General features: G+C 36.4%; 10 protein-coding genes. 7 read left to right on the top strand and 3 right to left on the bottom strand.

What is annotated here, in order from left to right; genetic code table 11:
* Window positions 1–49 precede the first annotated feature (49 nt).
* The 6 genes from ABN763_RS07515 (at window position 50) to ccsA (ending at window position 9,088) form a co-directional block, all read left to right on the top strand.
* Window positions 50–1,417, top strand: a complete 1,368-nt coding sequence (locus ABN763_RS07515; RefSeq protein WP_410484830.1) for a vanadium-dependent haloperoxidase — start codon at window positions 50–52, stop codon at window positions 1,415–1,417.
* A gap of 18 nt (window positions 1,418–1,435) precedes the next feature.
* The gene (locus ABN763_RS07510; RefSeq protein WP_410484829.1) at window positions 1,436–2,293 is read left to right on the top strand and encodes a hypothetical protein; all 858 of its coding nucleotides are present in this window, start codon (window positions 1,436–1,438) and stop codon (window positions 2,291–2,293) included.
* A gap of 113 nt (window positions 2,294–2,406) precedes the next feature.
* Window positions 2,407–3,681 carry an alginate export family protein gene (locus tag ABN763_RS07505; RefSeq protein ID WP_410484828.1) on the top strand — a complete coding sequence of 425 codons (1,275 nt, stop codon included), beginning with the start codon at window positions 2,407–2,409 and terminating at the stop codon, window positions 3,679–3,681.
* Between the two features lie 74 nt (window positions 3,682–3,755).
* The gene (nrfH, locus tag ABN763_RS07500; protein ID WP_410484827.1) at window positions 3,756–4,361 is read left to right on the top strand and encodes a cytochrome c nitrite reductase small subunit; all 606 of its coding nucleotides are present in this window, start codon (window positions 3,756–3,758) and stop codon (window positions 4,359–4,361) included.
* A 16-nt stretch (window positions 4,362–4,377) separates the two neighbouring features.
* The gene (gene nrfA, locus ABN763_RS07495; protein WP_410484826.1) at window positions 4,378–5,874 is read left to right on the top strand and encodes an ammonia-forming cytochrome c nitrite reductase; all 1,497 of its coding nucleotides are present in this window, start codon (window positions 4,378–4,380) and stop codon (window positions 5,872–5,874) included.
* Between the two features lie 61 nt (window positions 5,875–5,935).
* The gene (gene ccsA / locus ABN763_RS07490) at window positions 5,936–9,088 is read left to right on the top strand and encodes a cytochrome c biogenesis protein CcsA (protein WP_410484825.1); all 3,153 of its coding nucleotides are present in this window, start codon (window positions 5,936–5,938) and stop codon (window positions 9,086–9,088) included.
* A 2-nt stretch (window positions 9,089–9,090) separates the two neighbouring features.
* On the opposite strand, the gene ABN763_RS07485 is transcribed toward ccsA, so the two are convergent.
* Both ABN763_RS07485 and ABN763_RS07480 read right to left on the bottom strand, forming a co-directional pair.
* Window positions 9,091–9,762 (bottom strand): TIGR00266 family protein, encoded by a 672-nt coding sequence (locus ABN763_RS07485; RefSeq protein WP_410484824.1) that lies wholly within the window; start codon window positions 9,760–9,762, stop codon window positions 9,091–9,093.
* A gap of 17 nt (window positions 9,763–9,779) precedes the next feature.
* Window positions 9,780–13,469 carry a metallophosphoesterase gene (locus ABN763_RS07480; RefSeq protein WP_410484823.1) on the bottom strand — a complete coding sequence of 1,230 codons (3,690 nt, stop codon included), beginning with the start codon at window positions 13,467–13,469 and terminating at the stop codon, window positions 9,780–9,782.
* A 53-nt stretch (window positions 13,470–13,522) separates the two neighbouring features.
* Between ABN763_RS07480 and ABN763_RS07475 the strand changes: the two genes are divergently transcribed.
* Entirely contained in the window at window positions 13,523–14,722 is a 1,200-nt protein-coding gene (locus ABN763_RS07475) for a Pycsar system effector family protein (RefSeq protein ID WP_410484822.1), read from the top strand.
* A 23-nt stretch (window positions 14,723–14,745) separates the two neighbouring features.
* Here the strand turns inward: ABN763_RS07475 and ABN763_RS07470 are convergent, their stop codons facing one another.
* Window positions 14,746–17,118: a GAF domain-containing protein gene (locus ABN763_RS07470; protein WP_410484821.1), complete on the bottom strand. Its 2,373-nt coding sequence runs from the start codon at window positions 17,116–17,118 to the stop codon at window positions 14,746–14,748.
* Window positions 17,119–17,180: the final 62 nt, after the last annotated feature.

Below are 17,180 nucleotides of genomic sequence, written 5' to 3'. Positions count from 1 at the left end.
ACTAAGTTCTTGATCATAAAATGAACAGGGTTCTCCTAAATGTGTTAAAATGAAGATTATTAAGATTTATAAAAAATGGATCGTACCATCTTTACTACTTGTTTTTATAAACACAGGTTGTAAAGAAAATACTGCATATAAAGAAATACTAAACAACCCGCAACTTTTTCATAATTCTATGAAGAAGCTAACAGACGTAATTGTTTATGACATTTTTTCCCCTCCCGTTGCTTCTAGGGTTTACATGTATCCTAGTGTAGCAGCGTATACTGTTGTTCAAAAAGGTAATACAGAATTATTTAACCCGATTGAACAGCAAATTAATGAATTGAAAGCCATTCCTGATCCAACCGACGAAAATGTAAACTTTAACCTGGCTGCACTTCATGCGTTTACTGAGGTAGGTAAAGATCTTATTTTTTCAGAAGATAAAATGACGGCCTATCAAAACAACATGTATGACAGTTTGACCAAAGCAGGACTTCCCAATAAAGTACTTGTTGCCTCAAAAGAGTATGGGGAAATTGTTAAAAATCATATTCTAGAATGGGCGGATAAGGATATGTATAAACAAACAAGAACGTATCCTAAGTATACCATATTAGAAGAAGATAAATTTTGGAAACCAACACCTCCCGATTACATGGATGGTATTGAACCGCATTGGAATGTGATGAGGACTTTAGTATTAGATTCTGCAGGACAGTTTCCACCAAAACCGCCGTTAGCATTTGACTTGACTGACGACAGTGAATTTAAAAAGCAACTTCTAGAAGTTTTTGAAAAAGGCTCAGGCCGAAATGAAGAAGAAAAGGCGATCGCTAGTTTCTGGGACTGTAATCCATATGTTTCTCATCATAGAGGTCATGCCATGTTTGCAACGAAAAAAATAACACCCGGAGGACATTGGATAGGAATTACAAAAATTGCCGCTACAAAGTCAAATAGTGATTTTGCCGAGACCGTAAATGCATATACAAATGTTTCAATTGCACTATACGATGCCTTTATTAGTTGTTGGGATGAGAAATGGAGAAGTCTTGTAGTAAGGCCGGAGACCCTGATAAATCAACATATAGATGAAGAATGGGTGCCTTTACTACAAACACCCCCATTCCCGGAATATACTAGTGGGCATTCGGTAATTTCAAGAGCTGCCGCAATCACTTTAACCGATTTATATGGTGATAATTTTGAATTTCTTGATACGACAGAATTAGAATATGGTTTGCCCGCGCGTAGTTTTAAATCATTCATTCAAGCTTCAGAAGAAGCGGCTATCTCTAGATTGTATGGAGGTATACATTATATGATGGCAATCGAAGAAGGTGTTAATCAAGGACAAAAAGTCGGAGAATTCATAGTTGATAATCTCCAAACCAAAAAAGAGGCACCAAAGGTGACGGCCATTGAATAACCCAAACAAATATGATGCATGAGATTGATTTGTTTATTATTCGTATGCTTATCTAGCTGTCAACAAGACTTCGGTCAACTGCAATATATCACCAAATTACCTGACGATCTTAAAGAAAATTCAGGTATTGCATTGCTCAACACAGATGGTTTGTATTGGTTTATTGCCGATTCTGGTAATAAAGATCATTTATACGGAATTGATGCTGACGGTAAAATTCAAAGGGACATAAATATAAAAGGCGCCAAAAATACCGATTGGGAAGATTTAACTTCAGATGAAAATGGCTCCATATATATTGGTGATTTTGGCAATAACAGTAATAAACGTAAAAAATTGTCAATTTATATTGTTCCGAATCCCGAGAACAATAAAAAAACGAACCTAGAAGCGGAAGAAATTAAATTTAGCTTTCCTGAGCAAAAGAAATTCCCACCTAAAGCAAAAGACTTTCTTTATGATGTGGAAGCATTTTTCTATTTAGATGGGCAGTTATACCTATTTACAAGAAACCGAACTTCCAAAAAACATTTTGATGGAACGTCATTGGTTTATAGGGTACCGGCTAAAGCCGGAGAGTACAAAGCAGAGCTTCTAGGTAGGATTAAAACATGTGAACAATCCAAACAGTGTCAAATCACCTCTGCGGCCATTCATACCGATACGAAAAAAGTTGTACTACTGGGGTATAACAAAATATGGGTCATCGATTCTTTTGATGAAAAAAACATCGGTTCAACCAATCTACAGACCATCTCTTTAGACCATTTTTCACAAAAAGAAGCTATTTGCTTTTTAGATGAGACTACACTTTTGATTTCTGATGAACAATATCAACTTGGAGGTCAAAACCTATATTCTTTTAAGCTAAATTAAATTTCACTTTTTTATTTAATTGATCTTCAGGCTTTTATGTTTTTTAAAAAGCTGACAATTGTCATTAAATAGAGCGTATTCGTTTACGAAATTTGAAAGGTTAATCCTTCATTATGAAAAATCGATTACCTCTTCTGTTTTTTATCCTATTTATTTCTAACCATTGTTTTTCTCAATTAAAAATTGACGCAGATATTCGACCTCGCTTTGAATATCGCCATGGTTTCGGCAATCTATTTCCAGACAATGCCGACCCTGCAGCGTTCGTAACGCAACGATCAAGACTTAATATTAATTACGCTTTAGATAACCTTTCATTAATGGTTGCCGTACAAGATGTAAGCACCTGGGGAGATACCAGACAAATACTTCCTGTTGATGGTAATGATTCATTTTCCCTATTTCAAGCTTGGGCAGAGTTACGATTAGATGCGCATTGGTCTACCAAGTTGGGGCGACAGGTTATTTCCTATGATGATGAGCGTATTTTTGGTGGTCTCGACTGGGCAATGCAGGGTAGATTTCATGATGCCACATTGGTAAAATTTGAAAAAGAGGGGTTTAAAGCTCATTTCGGATTTGCATTCAGCCAGCAAACCGCAACCCAAAATGAAGGCACTGCATTCAATATCACTGGGTTTTTCACCTACAAAGCGATGCAATACGCATATTTAAAAAAGCAATGGGAAAAATCATCGGCTAGTTTTCTGTTTTTAAATACGGGCTTTCAAAAATTCACCGGGGTTAATAATGACATTGCTGACGGCACTTTTTATAGACAAACGACCGGTGGTTTTTTTAGTTTCCCCTTAGGCTCGTTAAAAATGAATGGTTTTGCCTACTACCAATTTGGTAAAGCTACAGCGACTGCAGATTTAAGTGCCTATGACCTATCATTAGAAGCCATTTACAAACCATCAAAAACAGTGTATGGTCTAGGGTTTGAAATTTTGAGCGGTACAGATCAAGGCAGCACAGGTGATAACAATTCGTTCTTCCCTCTTTATGGAACCAACCATAAGTTTAATGGATTTATGGACTATTTCTATGTAGGAAATCACGCAAATAATGTTGGATTAAATGATATTTACGCAAAAGCAGTATTTAAAACTGGAGAGCGTTCAACATTGCTTATAAAGGGGCATTATTTTCTATCTAATGCAGAATTGGCTAATGACGCTGATAGCTATTTAGGAACTGAAATTGACATTGTTTTTACCCAAAAGGAGCTCATCAAAAATGTAGTTTTAAATCTGGGATACTCACATATGTTCGCGGGTGAAAGTATGAGCTTAATAAAGGGAGGGCGACCAAATGACAACACTAATAATTGGGCTTGGGCGCAACTACTTATTCGACCTACACTGTTTAATTCTGCAAATAATTGATAAACCAAGGATTGATTAATCGTTTATATATCGATTTTTCACTAAATTGAACAACCTAACTAACTCAAAATCAAATGACAATAAAGGATCGTTTTCTACCAAAAAAGGGATCAAATTGGCGATCCATAGCTGTATTGATGCTAGGTGCGTTTTTGGGTTTAGGTCTGTTTGTCGCTAAAGAAGCTGAGGTAGTATCATATTTATCTGACGACCCTCAAGCATGTATTAACTGCCACGTGATGACCTCAGTTTATAAAAGCTGGTCCAATAGCTCACACCATAAGGTTGCGAGTTGTAACGATTGCCATGTACCGCAAGACAATGTGGCAAAAAAATATTACTTCAAAGCTAAAGATGGATTATATCATGCTTCCGTTTTTACCGCCCGCAATGAACCACAGGTGATTCGAATAAAAGAAGATTCAGAAGCAGTAGTACAGCAAAATTGTATTCGTTGTCATGTTGGCCAGGTGACGGATAGTAAGCTAACGGCTTATTTAGACGATCATATCGAGAACCGAACAACAAGAAAATGTTGGTCATGTCATCAAAATGTACCGCATGGAGATGTTCATGGAAGCAGTTCTATAACCTATCATATAGCACCAAAACCTACTGATGAACTGGATAAAAAAACCAAAATTCCTGAATGGCTCAAAGAAGCCGTAAAGGAAAAATGAAATATATTTTTAGATTATGAAAAACTGGGTATTACTTGTAATTACTATTATTGTTGTTTTCGGTTTAGGCCTTTTAGCCTCTAGTGTTGTAAACAGAAAGTCTGAAGCACAGTTCGCTTATGCTCCTGAGCTTAATATATCAGAAAACGAGCCTAGAAATGAAGTTTGGGGTAAAAACTTCCCGAAAGAATATCAATCGTTTTTACAAACTGCAGATACATCCTTCGCCACGTACCAAGGTGGGTCAAAAATGCGTGATGTACTAGAAGAAGATCCTAGATTAGTAATGCTTTTTGCAGGTTACGGCTTTGCCAAAGATTATAACCAAGGAAGAGGACATCAATATGCAATTGAAGATTTACATAATTCATTACGAACAGGTGCTCCGACAGGACCAGATGATGGCCCAATGCCTTCAACCTGTTGGACTTGTAAAAGCCCTGATGTCCCTCGGCTAATGAATGAAAAAGGAATAGCAGAATTCTACTCTGGGAAATGGGCTTCAAAAGGAGAAGAAGTCGTTAATGCAATAGGTTGTGCCGATTGTCATAATCCGAAAGATATGGGATTACGTATTTCTAGACCAGCGCTTGTGGAGGCGTTTCAATCGATGGGAAAAGATATAGAAAAGGCAACCCATAACGAAATGCGTTCGCTTGTTTGTGCGCAGTGTCACGTAGAGTACTACTTTGATAAGAAAAAGCCAGGAGCAGAAGGCGTACCTTATCTCACGTTCCCGTGGCAAGGTGGTATGACAGTTGAAGCAATGGAAAAGTATTATGACGATCTAAATTTTAAAGATTGGACCCATGCAATTAGTAAAGCGCCAATGTTAAAGGCACAGCATCCTGGCTATGAAATTTTCATGACCGGTATTCATGCAGAACGTGGTGTATCATGTTCAGACTGTCATATGCCCTACCGCACCGAAGGAGGTATTAAGTTTACAGATCACCATGTTAAATCTCCTTTGGATAATGTTGCAAATTCATGCCAAGTATGTCACCGTGAAGAAGCTACAGAGTTGATTACAAATGTTTATGATCGTCAACAAAAAGCTGCCGAAAATAGATTAAAATTAGAAGATGCACTAGTAAGAGCACATCTTGAAGCTGGCAAAGCCTGGGAATTAGGCGCCACCGAAGAACAGATGAAAGACATTCTCCAAGACATAAGACATGCGCAATGGCGATGGGATTACGCGTCTGCGGCCCATGGTGGTTCATTCCACTCTCCTGTTGAAACGGCTAGGGTTATAGGAAGTGGCACCAATAAAGTTCAGGATGCTAGATTGAAGCTTGCCCGTTTATTGGCTTCATTAGGTTTTAATGAAGAACTCCCACTACCCGATATTGACACAAAAGAAAAAGCTCAAAAGTATATTGGTCTAGATATTGAAAAAATGGAAGCCGACAAAGAACGATTTACCAAAAATCTTGTTCCTAAGTGGTTGGAGAACGCTAAAAAACGTGAGGCCGCATATGATAGCAAAAAAGTAAGTTCTATTAATTAAAATATAGTATAGTATACTTCAACTAAAATATCCCAGGCACTAGTTGCTGCCTGGGTTTCTTATGAAAAAAATATACCATTTTCTTTTCTCCCCATCCTGGGCCGTTTTTCTACTTGTTGCATTTGCTGTGGCCATGGCAGCTGCAACGTTTATTGAAAATGACTTTGGCACTTCCACTGCTAGAGTTCTAGTGTATAATGCCTGGTGGTTTGAACTTATCATGCTATTGCTTGCTATCTGCTTCATTGGTAATATTTATAAATATAGATTATGGCGTAAAGAAAAATGGGGTATCCTTCTATTTCATCTTGCATTCATAATCATAATTATCGGAGCAGGCATAACCCGCTTTACTGCTTATGAAGGTGTGATGCGTATTCGTGAAGGTGATACTTCAAATACCATCATTTCCGATAGAAATTTTATTCAAATACATATTCACGATAAGGAACAACCAAAACAGCTTACTAAAGAGTTTTATTATTCTGCAGTAAAAGACAATTCTTTTAGTATAAAAACAAAATTCAGAGACACCCCTATAAACATCACTCATAAGCGATTTATTGCGGATGCAACACCAGAAATTGTGAATACGAACGCGGAAGGTGAAGCCATCATTCAACTTGTTATATCATCCGGTAGCGGCCGTGAAACTGTCTTCCTAAAAAAAGGAGAAGTTGAGTTTATTGGAACTCATAAACATGAATTAGCATTTGATAGTTCAAGTGAGAGTGCCATCCAAATAAGTGAAAGAGAAGGACAGCTTTTTTTGAAGACACCACATGAAATAAGTTATTTTAGGATGGCTGAACAGATTGGTGGTACTGTTTTAAAAGATAGTATGCAACCGCTACTACTGCGAACATTATATCGTTCAGGTGACTTTTCATTTGTCCCCATGTCGTATCATCAAAATGCAACTATAGATTTTGTTAGCAATGCAGAAAAACCAAAGGATAATAACGAGTTAAAGGAAGATGCAATTGTCTTATCCGTTTCTATTGATAACACACAAAAAGATGTTAACCTTTTTTACAGAGAAGGTCATTTACCAATTTGGCAAGATGTTGAAATAAATGGTGTTTCCATGTCATTAGCATACGGCGCTATACCCATTAATGTCCCTTTCGGAATTAAATTACGTGATTTTCAACTAGAGCGCTATCCTGGTTCAACCAGTCCTTCCTCCTACGCCAGTGAGGTAAGTGTTGTTGAAAATGGAAAGGAAGCGCCTTACAGAATATTTATGAATAACGTGCTAGACCATGGCGGTTATCGTTTTTTTCAAGCCAGTTATGATACTGATGAAAGAGGAACCGTTTTATCGGTTAACCATGATCAATGGGGTACTTATGTTAGCTATCTAGGCTATTTTTTAATGGGATTAGGTATGTTTTGGACGCTTTTTGGAAAGGGTTCTCGTTTTGTAGAAATAAACAAAAAACTGAAAAAGCTTAAGCAAAAATCGTCTATTGCTGTCTTTGCTCTTTTGCTGTTAAATGCTAGTACTTTAATAGCCAATGATAGCGATTCACTAGCTTTTAAGATAAAAGAACGTATTAAACTGCAAGAAATAGAAATTAACCATGCCAATTTATTCGGCAGGCTCATGGTGCAAGATCTTGATGGACGTATTAAACCTATCAATACTTTGGCTTCAGAGTTTTTACGAAAAGTTTCTAGAAAACCCTATTACAAATTTGAATTAGGAAATCAAGAAGTAAGATTCACTGCTGATCAGGCTTTTCTTGCCATGCATGCTGACCCAAAAGCTTGGCAAAGTATTCCACTTATAAAAATGGACAAGAAAAAAGGAGGTGAAATTCTAAAACCTTTGATAACAACCAATCAAGGTTTAGTATCTTTTAATGGGTTGCTGAATAATGATGGTAGTTATGTATTAGCCGATGCTGTGGAATTAGCAAATGCTAAAAAACCAGCTAACAGAAGTGAACTTGATAAAGAAATACTGAAAATTGATGAACGCTTCAATATACTTTTCAACGTTTTTTCAGGCAACTATTTAAAAATCTTTCCTAAAAAGGATGATCACAATAATTCGTGGTTTGGACCTACCCATCATTTTAATGACTTTCCGAGAGAAGATGCGCAGTTTGTACAAACCATCTTACCATCATATTACAACGATATAAAAAATAACGACTGGAATGCGGCCACTAGCAAACTTGCTTACATAAAAACATATCAAGATGTACTGGGAAAAGAAATTATCCCTAACAACAAACGTGTGGCAGCTGAATTATGGTATAACGAACTTAATCTAAATTTCTGGCTCTTTCAGGTATTTTTCACGTTGGGATTCGCTCTTTTAGCTTTGGCAATTGCAAGGATTTTTAGAAATAACAAGTTCATCAGCATACTTTGGAATACACTAGTTATCCTATCACTAATAAGTCTCATTTTGTTTACGGGAAACATCATCCTAAGATGGTATGTTGCGCAACATGCACCTTGGAGTAATGGCTACGAAATGTTAGTCTTTGTCGCTTGGGTACTAATGCTGTGTGGTATTCTTACCTACAGGAAATCTGACTTTGCTTTACCGTTGGCAACATTATTTACAGGTGCTTTGCTATTTGTAAGTTATTTGGATTGGTTAAATCCTGAGATTACGAACCTCATGCCGGTACTAAAATCATATTGGCTAAAGGTGCATGTAGCGACCATAGTAAGTAGTTATGCTCCGTTAGCTTTGTCAGCAATTCTTGGGTTGATGGCTTTGTTACTAATGATTTTTAAAACTGAGAAACATGCGAAAACTATTACGGTAAAAATTAAAGAGCTTACCTATATTAACGAAATATCAATGACCATCGGACTATTTGTTTTAGCCGTAGGAACCTTTTTAGGTGGTATATGGGCCAATGAAAGTTGGGGGCGTTATTGGGCGTGGGACCCCAAAGAAACCTGGGCTTTAATTAGTATTATTATTTATGCTGCGGTGTTACATCTTCGTTTTATTCCTGGTTTACGAAGTCGTTATACACTTAATACGGCTAGTGTTTTCGCTTTTGGTTCTATCATCATGACCAGTTTTGGGGTTAACTACTATTTATCTGGGTTACATAGCTATGCAGCTGGCGATCCATTACCAATACCAAAGTTTATTTATGTTTTGGTATTTTTGGTAATATTGGTTTCAGTGATTGCATATTTTAGAGTAAAGCAAAAATCGATATCAACTACGAAATAATCTTATCTGAAAAAGTCGAGAATACTACTAATTATTCCTCCCCCCTTTTTCATACTACTTTCTTCACGAGTTTGTAACCAAATATTACCCTTTCCTTTTATCCCGTATAAGAAACCTTCCCCACTACTTACCAATTCTTTAACCCCCCGCGTCACAGCTCTAACTTCTAAGCTTTCATCATATGCCAATAAGTAGTCTTCATCAACCCAAATCTCCTTCTCAGTATCTATAACTTTTTCAATAATTTTTCCATAACCAATAAGCACTAACTCACCCTTTCCTTTAGTTCTCATCTTAAATCCATCCCAAAAGTTTTTAAAAGCACTCTGCTTAATCATAGTTAGCTCAACTTCACCAATACGCGCGAAGTGAGCCGATGGTTCAATTATAATAGGTCTTTTATCACTTACATCGAGCTTTAGAAGTTCGCCATTCTTATCTGGTGTAAACAACAACGATGTTTTCGATTTTGCTTGATATATATTATATCTAAAACTTTTGCCTTCAAAAATTCTAAGTATCCAACTATTCAAATTTTTGACTTCGTATTTTGTACTTATGCTATAATCTCCTTGAGCAAAAATCATTGAACCCCTTTCGGTGAGAATATGTTCTCCCTGATCCAATTCAACTTGCAAATATGTATTTGGGTAAGATGATATTTCTGAACGCATAGAAAGCTATAACTATATTAAAACCCAAAACCAAAACGGAATGCGAATCGACCGCCATCATCTGACCCAAAAAATGAGACGTTCGCGGTTAACATATTTACAGCGTTGATAAAAATACCACCCCCCGCAGCAGTGTTAAACGGAGTACGAACCTCCCCAGGAATCCATACTTTTCCGTAGTCGAAGCCAGCGTATAATCCTAAGTTTAAAGGTACTAACCCTGATTTTATCTTCTTTATATTAATACGCAAATCAGTATTCTGATAAAAAGAACTCTTCCCCGTAAAGCGTTGATTTCTATATCCACGAGGTCCATCATTAGCTCCAATACTAGCGGCTTGATAAAATTCAAAATCGTCACCAAATGTTAAGTGACTTTTTATCTTGGTTGCCAATACTACCGCACCACTGGGTACCAGTTTGTGATCGAATGATAAACTAGGAATCAAATAAGCAAAAGCTCTTCTGGTATCATCGGCGTTTACCTTAAAACCACCGTGCAACTCTGCCCCCATACCCAAGGTTGGAAAAGCAATGTTATCTGCATTGTTAAAAGTATATTTTGCATCGGTACCAAAGAAGTTTTTAGAAATTTCTCCTGTGGTATTTAAAAACTGATTAATAAAACGATCCTCTGTTTGTTCTACCTCAACATTTTCATAAGAAACCCCAACCTGAAACTTAGCCCCTAATTCGCCACGCCAAACCAACGAGGGTGCAAAACGAGAGGTTGATAGTCGGACCCTATTAAAATTAAGCCCTAGCTCATCATCATTATTTTCCGTTTCATTACCAAAACCAAAAAAGTTAATCGCATAATTCGAACTTGTAAAAAGCCCTTCAATCATAAAATTCCACTTACCAAATACTTTGGCAAATTCTCCTTCGTATGCTAACGAGAAACCACTTGTGGCAAAAAAGTAATTGGCTCTTAAAGTATGTTGCTGAGTGAATGGGTTTCTGGCAAAACCGTTGTATATAAATTTATTATTAACCCCTATTTTAAATCCATCATCGGGGTTAAACCCAATTACCGGTATTAGTTGATTAATGTTATTTTTAAGTTTTTTGTAGTCATATACATTGGTTTCATAATCGTTGGTTAGATGAATGTTTGCTTTATTACCGATTATTTCGCTCTTCTTCGATATGAAATCATACACATGGGTGCGTCCATCTCCATTTAACACATAGGTGTCTTTATTTTGCCCTCCAATTAATCGAACTTTTATTTTGCTTTTCCAACCTTTAAGTACTTCAAAATGGTCATCATCATCTAAGCCATATATCCATATTTCTTTCGTATCTGCTTTTTTATAAATCCGCTCGTGAAATTTTGTTGCTTTCTTTCCTTTTTTAATTCGAAAGGCCGTCACCTTTATGTTGCCATTCTGTAGTGCTTCAATATCAAACCAATCGTCTTTGTCGGTACCTTTTACCACAGTAAAGCGATTCATATGTTTATAATATTCATCCGATATTTTTTGCAAATTGCGCAAACGACCTTTTAGCTTTAGCTTAATTTCGGTAATGGTCTGGTCTTGAACCTCCTCCGGCATTTGCCTAAATGCATCGTGAATAACCTCATCGGTCAATCCATTTTTGATTGCCTGTACCTGAGCATCCCAAACCGATTTATCAGAACTATCAATAAGTGCCATGTCGAGTGGATACGGCTCTACATTAAACCATTTGGTGCTTTTTAACTTTTCATCATACGAAGTAAGTAAACGGATAGTAGGTATGATTTTAACCCCTAAACCAAGTAAAAACCCATCAGACATTATAGAAAATGCCTGATCTCGATCTCTTGGCACAGGCCTATACACTATGTGGTTATCTTCTTTAAATTCAGCCCATCGCCATTGATCTTCATGGCGATCCCAATCGCCAATTACCATATCAAACAGTCGCGCTCTTATATATGATTCTTCATCAATCTTATATTTCTCATCTTTTCTAAGATTCTCAAACAGCTCATCGGTGCTAATTAATTCGTCACTATTTCCGAAACTTGATTTATCACCATGCCCGGAGGCTGCGCGCTCTTCAATCATGTATAATTCGTCTCCGAATTCATTGTTATACTCGTTTAATGCCGCTTGTTTGGGCACAAAGTATAAGGTAGGGTTTGTGTGAAATACTTCAACTTCATCGGCCAATTTACCGATAACAAATGGTGCATAGGGATGAGATCCCGTAAATACATCAAGCAGTAGCTTCTCGGTATAGGTGTTTTCAAACTGTCCCTGGATATACTGATCTTTAAAGGCTACCGCCTGTAAATATTGTAAGGCGCTTTTTCTTAGGGCTCGCATTACATACTCTCGACCATCCTTATCTTCTAATCGCAACGATTTAGATTGATGCCCACCGCCTTTTCTAATTGGTGTAAGTCCGCCAAACAACGTATCTAATAAAACTGTAGGTGCGTTGACCTTTGTACCATAGTACTTGCGATAACGCTCTCCCCACATGCCTTTAAAAAACCTTCCTTTAGTCACTTCCTCTTCGGTATAAATCGAAGCTGAAACGCTTGTTGGTATTTCCTCTTTAAAATCAGTATAAATTTGCGTGTTTTTCGGCTTTAAAACCTCGGTACTAAATACTTCTTTTGTATCATTTTCATCCACACCATAAAATCGGACGAATGAAGAACCATCCTTAAAAATATCAAGACGTGCAAACCCATTTTTACCATACGAGAATTGACCTCCGTCAACTGTTCTTGTTGCCGATTCCTTAGAGCCCGAACCGCTAACTATTTGAACCGTATTATCATTGACTATATATTGTAACGAATGTTCATGTCCGGATACGATAATCACTTTTTCAGATTCTTGTGCCAATGTTATAATGCGCTTTCTAAGTTCGCGATACCTTTTGTGTTGAAGATCTTGTGGTGATATACCTCCTGTTTTTCTGATTAAGTTAGCAATAGATCCTAAGATTGGTAGTGGTATGCCTTTCCCTGTAGGATAAAACTGTTGTTTTATTGAATATTGACCACCGTGAGGCCCATTTGTAAACATAGGGTGATGTGCCGCTAAAATGGTTGTCCGACCTCTGTTTTTTTTGATAAGACCTTCTAGCTCATCGAAAAACTTCGTACGTGTTTTTATCTCGCAATTATCGTTAATTGTCGGATGATTATCCCAATTAGCTAAATACCATTGAGTATCTATAGCAATCACAACAATATCATCATTTACCTTTACTTGCTTCAAAGGGCACCCATCTTCTGGAAAAAACACCTTTTTACTATTGAGCTTCTTTTCAATATACTTTTGCTGTCTACTAAGCCCATCAAGACCGTCACTATACCAATCATGATTACCGGGAATAAACATTGTTTTTCCTTTAAAATTTGCAACCGCATCTGTTTGTACGTCCAATTGATGTTCGGCAATTTTTCTATCCGGATGTGCTTTATCCGGTAATCCGTCTGGATAAATGTTGTCTCCTAAAAAAATGGCTGTACTGTTTTTAGAAGCCTGACCAAGGGCTACTTTAAAGGCAGTAATAGCTGGAGCAGTTTTATTCATTTCTGATAAACCGGCATCTCCAAGCAAGTAAAATGAGTGAGTAATCGTCTTTCCTTTAGGAAAGGATACCTTTTTCTCTTCGTCTAAATATTGAGGTTTAAAAGTGGCACAAGCACCTAGAAATAATGTGATTACAAGATAATAAAGCCCCCTTTTACCCATAAATCGATTACTGATAATTAATGTTTAAATTCGTACTAAATTAATTCTTTTGTATGGAACAGCTTCTCATAGATACTGAAAACTATGTTATTTCACTCTTGAAAGAAAAACTATCACATAAGTATATATACCATAATGTTTACCATACCATTCGAGTAGTTAAAAATATAAACACTCTTATCTCGAAAGAATCATTAACTGATGATGAGAAAACTATCTTACAAATAGCTGGTTGGTTTCATGATACAGGATTTACAAAAGCGCATGAAAATCATGAAGAAAATGGAGTGGCAATCGCCACAAAGTTTTTAGAATCTAAAAACGTAAATCAAGAAATTATCGACGGAGTGACTCGCTGTATTTTAGCTACTAAAATGAATTCAGAACCAAGTTCATTGCTAGAAAAAATTGTAAAAGATGCAGACTGTTCCCACTTTGCGGCTAAGAGTTACACGGAAACTAACGAGTTGCTTAGGGAAGAACTTGACCAGCTAGGTATTAAGTCATTTTCAGACATGGAATGGGCTAAAGAAAATGCTCGTTTTATGAGTTCGGAGCATCAATATTATACCAAGTATGCACAAGAAAAATGGCAAAAGGGAAAAGAGCGCAATCTGGCTTTACTTTATAAAAGAATTAAAAAACTAGAGCAACAAGCTGATAAAAAGAAACATAAAGAAGAAGAATTCGCTTTTAAAAAGAAAAAAGCTACGATGCCCGAGCGTGGTGTCGAAACAATGTTTCGGGTAACTTTAAGAAATCACATTACATTAAGTGATATTGCCGATACCAAAGCCAATATTTTGCTGTCAGTAAATGCTATTATTATCTCTTTAGCACTCTCTAACTTGATTCCTAAACTGGACAACCCTTCAAACCAATACCTAATTGTACCAACCGTTATTTTTATCATTTTTAGTGTAGCTTCCATGTTTTTGTCGGTATTAGCCACACGTCCAAATGTGACAAGCGGGCAGTTTTCTAAAGAAGATGTAACGAATAAAAAAGTGAACCTGCTTTTTTTCGGAAACTTTCACAAAATGAGGCTTGATGATTTTGAATGGGCCATTCAGGAGGTTTTAAAAGATAAAGATTACTTGTATTCTTCAATGACCAAAGACCTTTATTTTTTAGGAAAGGTGCTGCATAGAAAATATAAAATACTACGACTCACCTATGCTATATTTATGATAGGCATTATCGTATCGGTAATTTCTTTTGGGATTGCTTTTAAGTTTTTTAGTATGCAATAGGGGAAATAGTAATATCAACGAAACTAGGCCTCTAACTCCTTCATTAGATCGTTGTACGTATATAGCTTTTCATCCTTATCACTACTATAAAGTACATCTGCTCGAATGGCTTTTAGCCCGGTAACACCTTGTAAGTCTTCCAGCTCGACTATTTCAATTCGCTTGTCTAGATAATTTTTAGACTGAAGGAATCGTATATAATCTAGGTATTCAATCTCGTCGCTTTTTTGAGCATATACTATTGTGATCTTTCCTTTTTCAGTGATACGCTTGGTAGTACCTTTAATGATCGCTTTATCAACTCGTTTTTTAACTACTTCATAACGAGCATTATAGGTTCCATCGACGTCAAATTGCTTTTCGTCCATTCTGAAACTAATACTTAGCGGACTACTAAACACCAATATCATTGATGCTACATCTAGTTGCATCGGGAAATCAGAGCGCATATGGTAGTATTCATTTTCCATTTCGCACATGACTTGTAATTGCCACAATCGCAGATTTCTAAGATAAAGAGGGTTGAAACTATCCTCCTTAGTTATCGATTCTCCGATATACATATTATGCTCAACACCATCTGTTTTAAAGCGCTCAAAATAATGTGGATACATTTCCTGGGCACCTTTTTGTTTCTCGTCTAGTAATTCAGCCATACGCTGATTAACCATTGAAACGGTATTATCGTAATCTTTCCGATGTTTATAAACCAATCCTAAGCTATCATCTAATAACTTATAATAGTTTTCAACTTTTTCATATAAGTCAGATCTTTTCTTCTCTAAATGTTCGAATAACGGATGTACCTCGCTATGCAAGAACTCTGATATTTGTTGCTCGCTATCTACCTGAAAGAAATTTTGAATCCCGCCAAGTATTCTATCTATTTGATACGACAATTGATCGTAAATGGGCAAAGGCTCAAACTCAACTGCTGCTTCAATAACACCTTTTGCTGCATTTAACTGCTCTGTTAAGTCAAATTTTGTAGCTTGATTTCTAGCATCTGATGATCCTTTTATATCGATCTGGCCATATAAAGGATATACATTATCAAACGAAATATTACTAAACACCGGTTTTTCGCCTTTGTACTCACTCTTTATAAAGTTCTTAGCTTCTTTCTCAAAACGCCAATATACACTTGGGTGAATCGAGGTACACTCTCGTTGAATAATTGCCTCTATTTCGTTTTCTTCTTCGTTCTTTGAGCGTTGTACCGATGAAACAATAAAAGGCATAATATCCTCAAGCTTATGCGCCACAACGCTGTTTAGCATTCTTGCCTTTTTCGAAACCAACTCTATAATACCTAATAGCTCATCTTCAAAAACAATAGGAGCAAAAACTACACTTTTAATACCATTTTCATATAATGCCTTGTATGGATTTTGACCATTAGACATTTTATAATACTTATCTACATCTGAAATGGCAAAATAGGTTTTTTCAGTGATAAGTGCTCCGTACGATCCTTTACATAAAATATCGTTACAAGAAGTTTGGTCCTTGTCAAATAGCAAATAGCTCTTTATACCTTTTCCGTAAACACGTTCGAAGGTTTGTTCTTCTTTATTAAAAACAGAAAACCCTACTTGAAGGTCCGGAATATTGAAAAACGACTGAAATACCCCATGAAAGTCTGTCATGAAATTCTCACTTTGCCGTTTATCAGCCTTAATTAAAGTCGATTTAATATTGGAAATAGAAACATCAGCGGTAGCATCAAACATATTGGCTATTATGAAACCTCTCGAGTCATAACTATCTACCGGAAACTTTTCTTTCCACAATGCTATATTCTCAAAATTATCCATCAACTCATCAACATCATCTTGAGTAATGGGGAGTGCATTTTTATTAGCCGTTACTTCCATAAAATCTGCATTGTATAAAATGCGATAATATTTGGTGATTCCGTTTTGATCAGGGATTTCAAAATAAAATGGTCTTCTAAAATCAAGTTTATAACCATGGCACATTTGCAAGGCAACTACACAACCCATTATATAAAATTGGTCGTCACTCATATTGGTAATTTCCAAATCAAAATCTTTACCAGCTTCTTCTACTATTTTCTTAAATCTGCTAGAAGAATTGAAAATTGTTTTATGAAATGGTATTGTTGCAGCTTTTATCTCGTTATTAGTAAGTACAGGAGAAAATGTATCACGCAGTAATTGCGCTATTTGAGGCTTGTACAATTCTAACTTTTCGAGTTCCTCAAACCCATCTCGCAGCTCAGGGTATTCCTTTGCAATGGCAAGCATTTTTCGCGCATTTTCGGCAACAATTTCGTCATCATTGTCAATCAACTGCTCATATTGCTCTAATAATTTATTAAAGCTAATTTTTAGTCTTAATGGTGATATATAATCTTTGGTTAACTTGCTCATTTTGGTCTGTTAACTACAAAATTAAGTTAATTTAGCATGTATTAGACGTAAATATCTGTTAA

Origin of the sequence: Spongiivirga sp. MCCC 1A20706 (assembly GCF_046524175.1) — a bacterium.
In the GTDB taxonomy this organism is placed as follows: Bacteria; Bacteroidota; Bacteroidia; order Flavobacteriales; family Flavobacteriaceae; genus Spongiivirga.
Note: the sequence above shows the minus strand (reverse complement) of the source record. Positions and strands in the feature narration are given on the sequence as shown.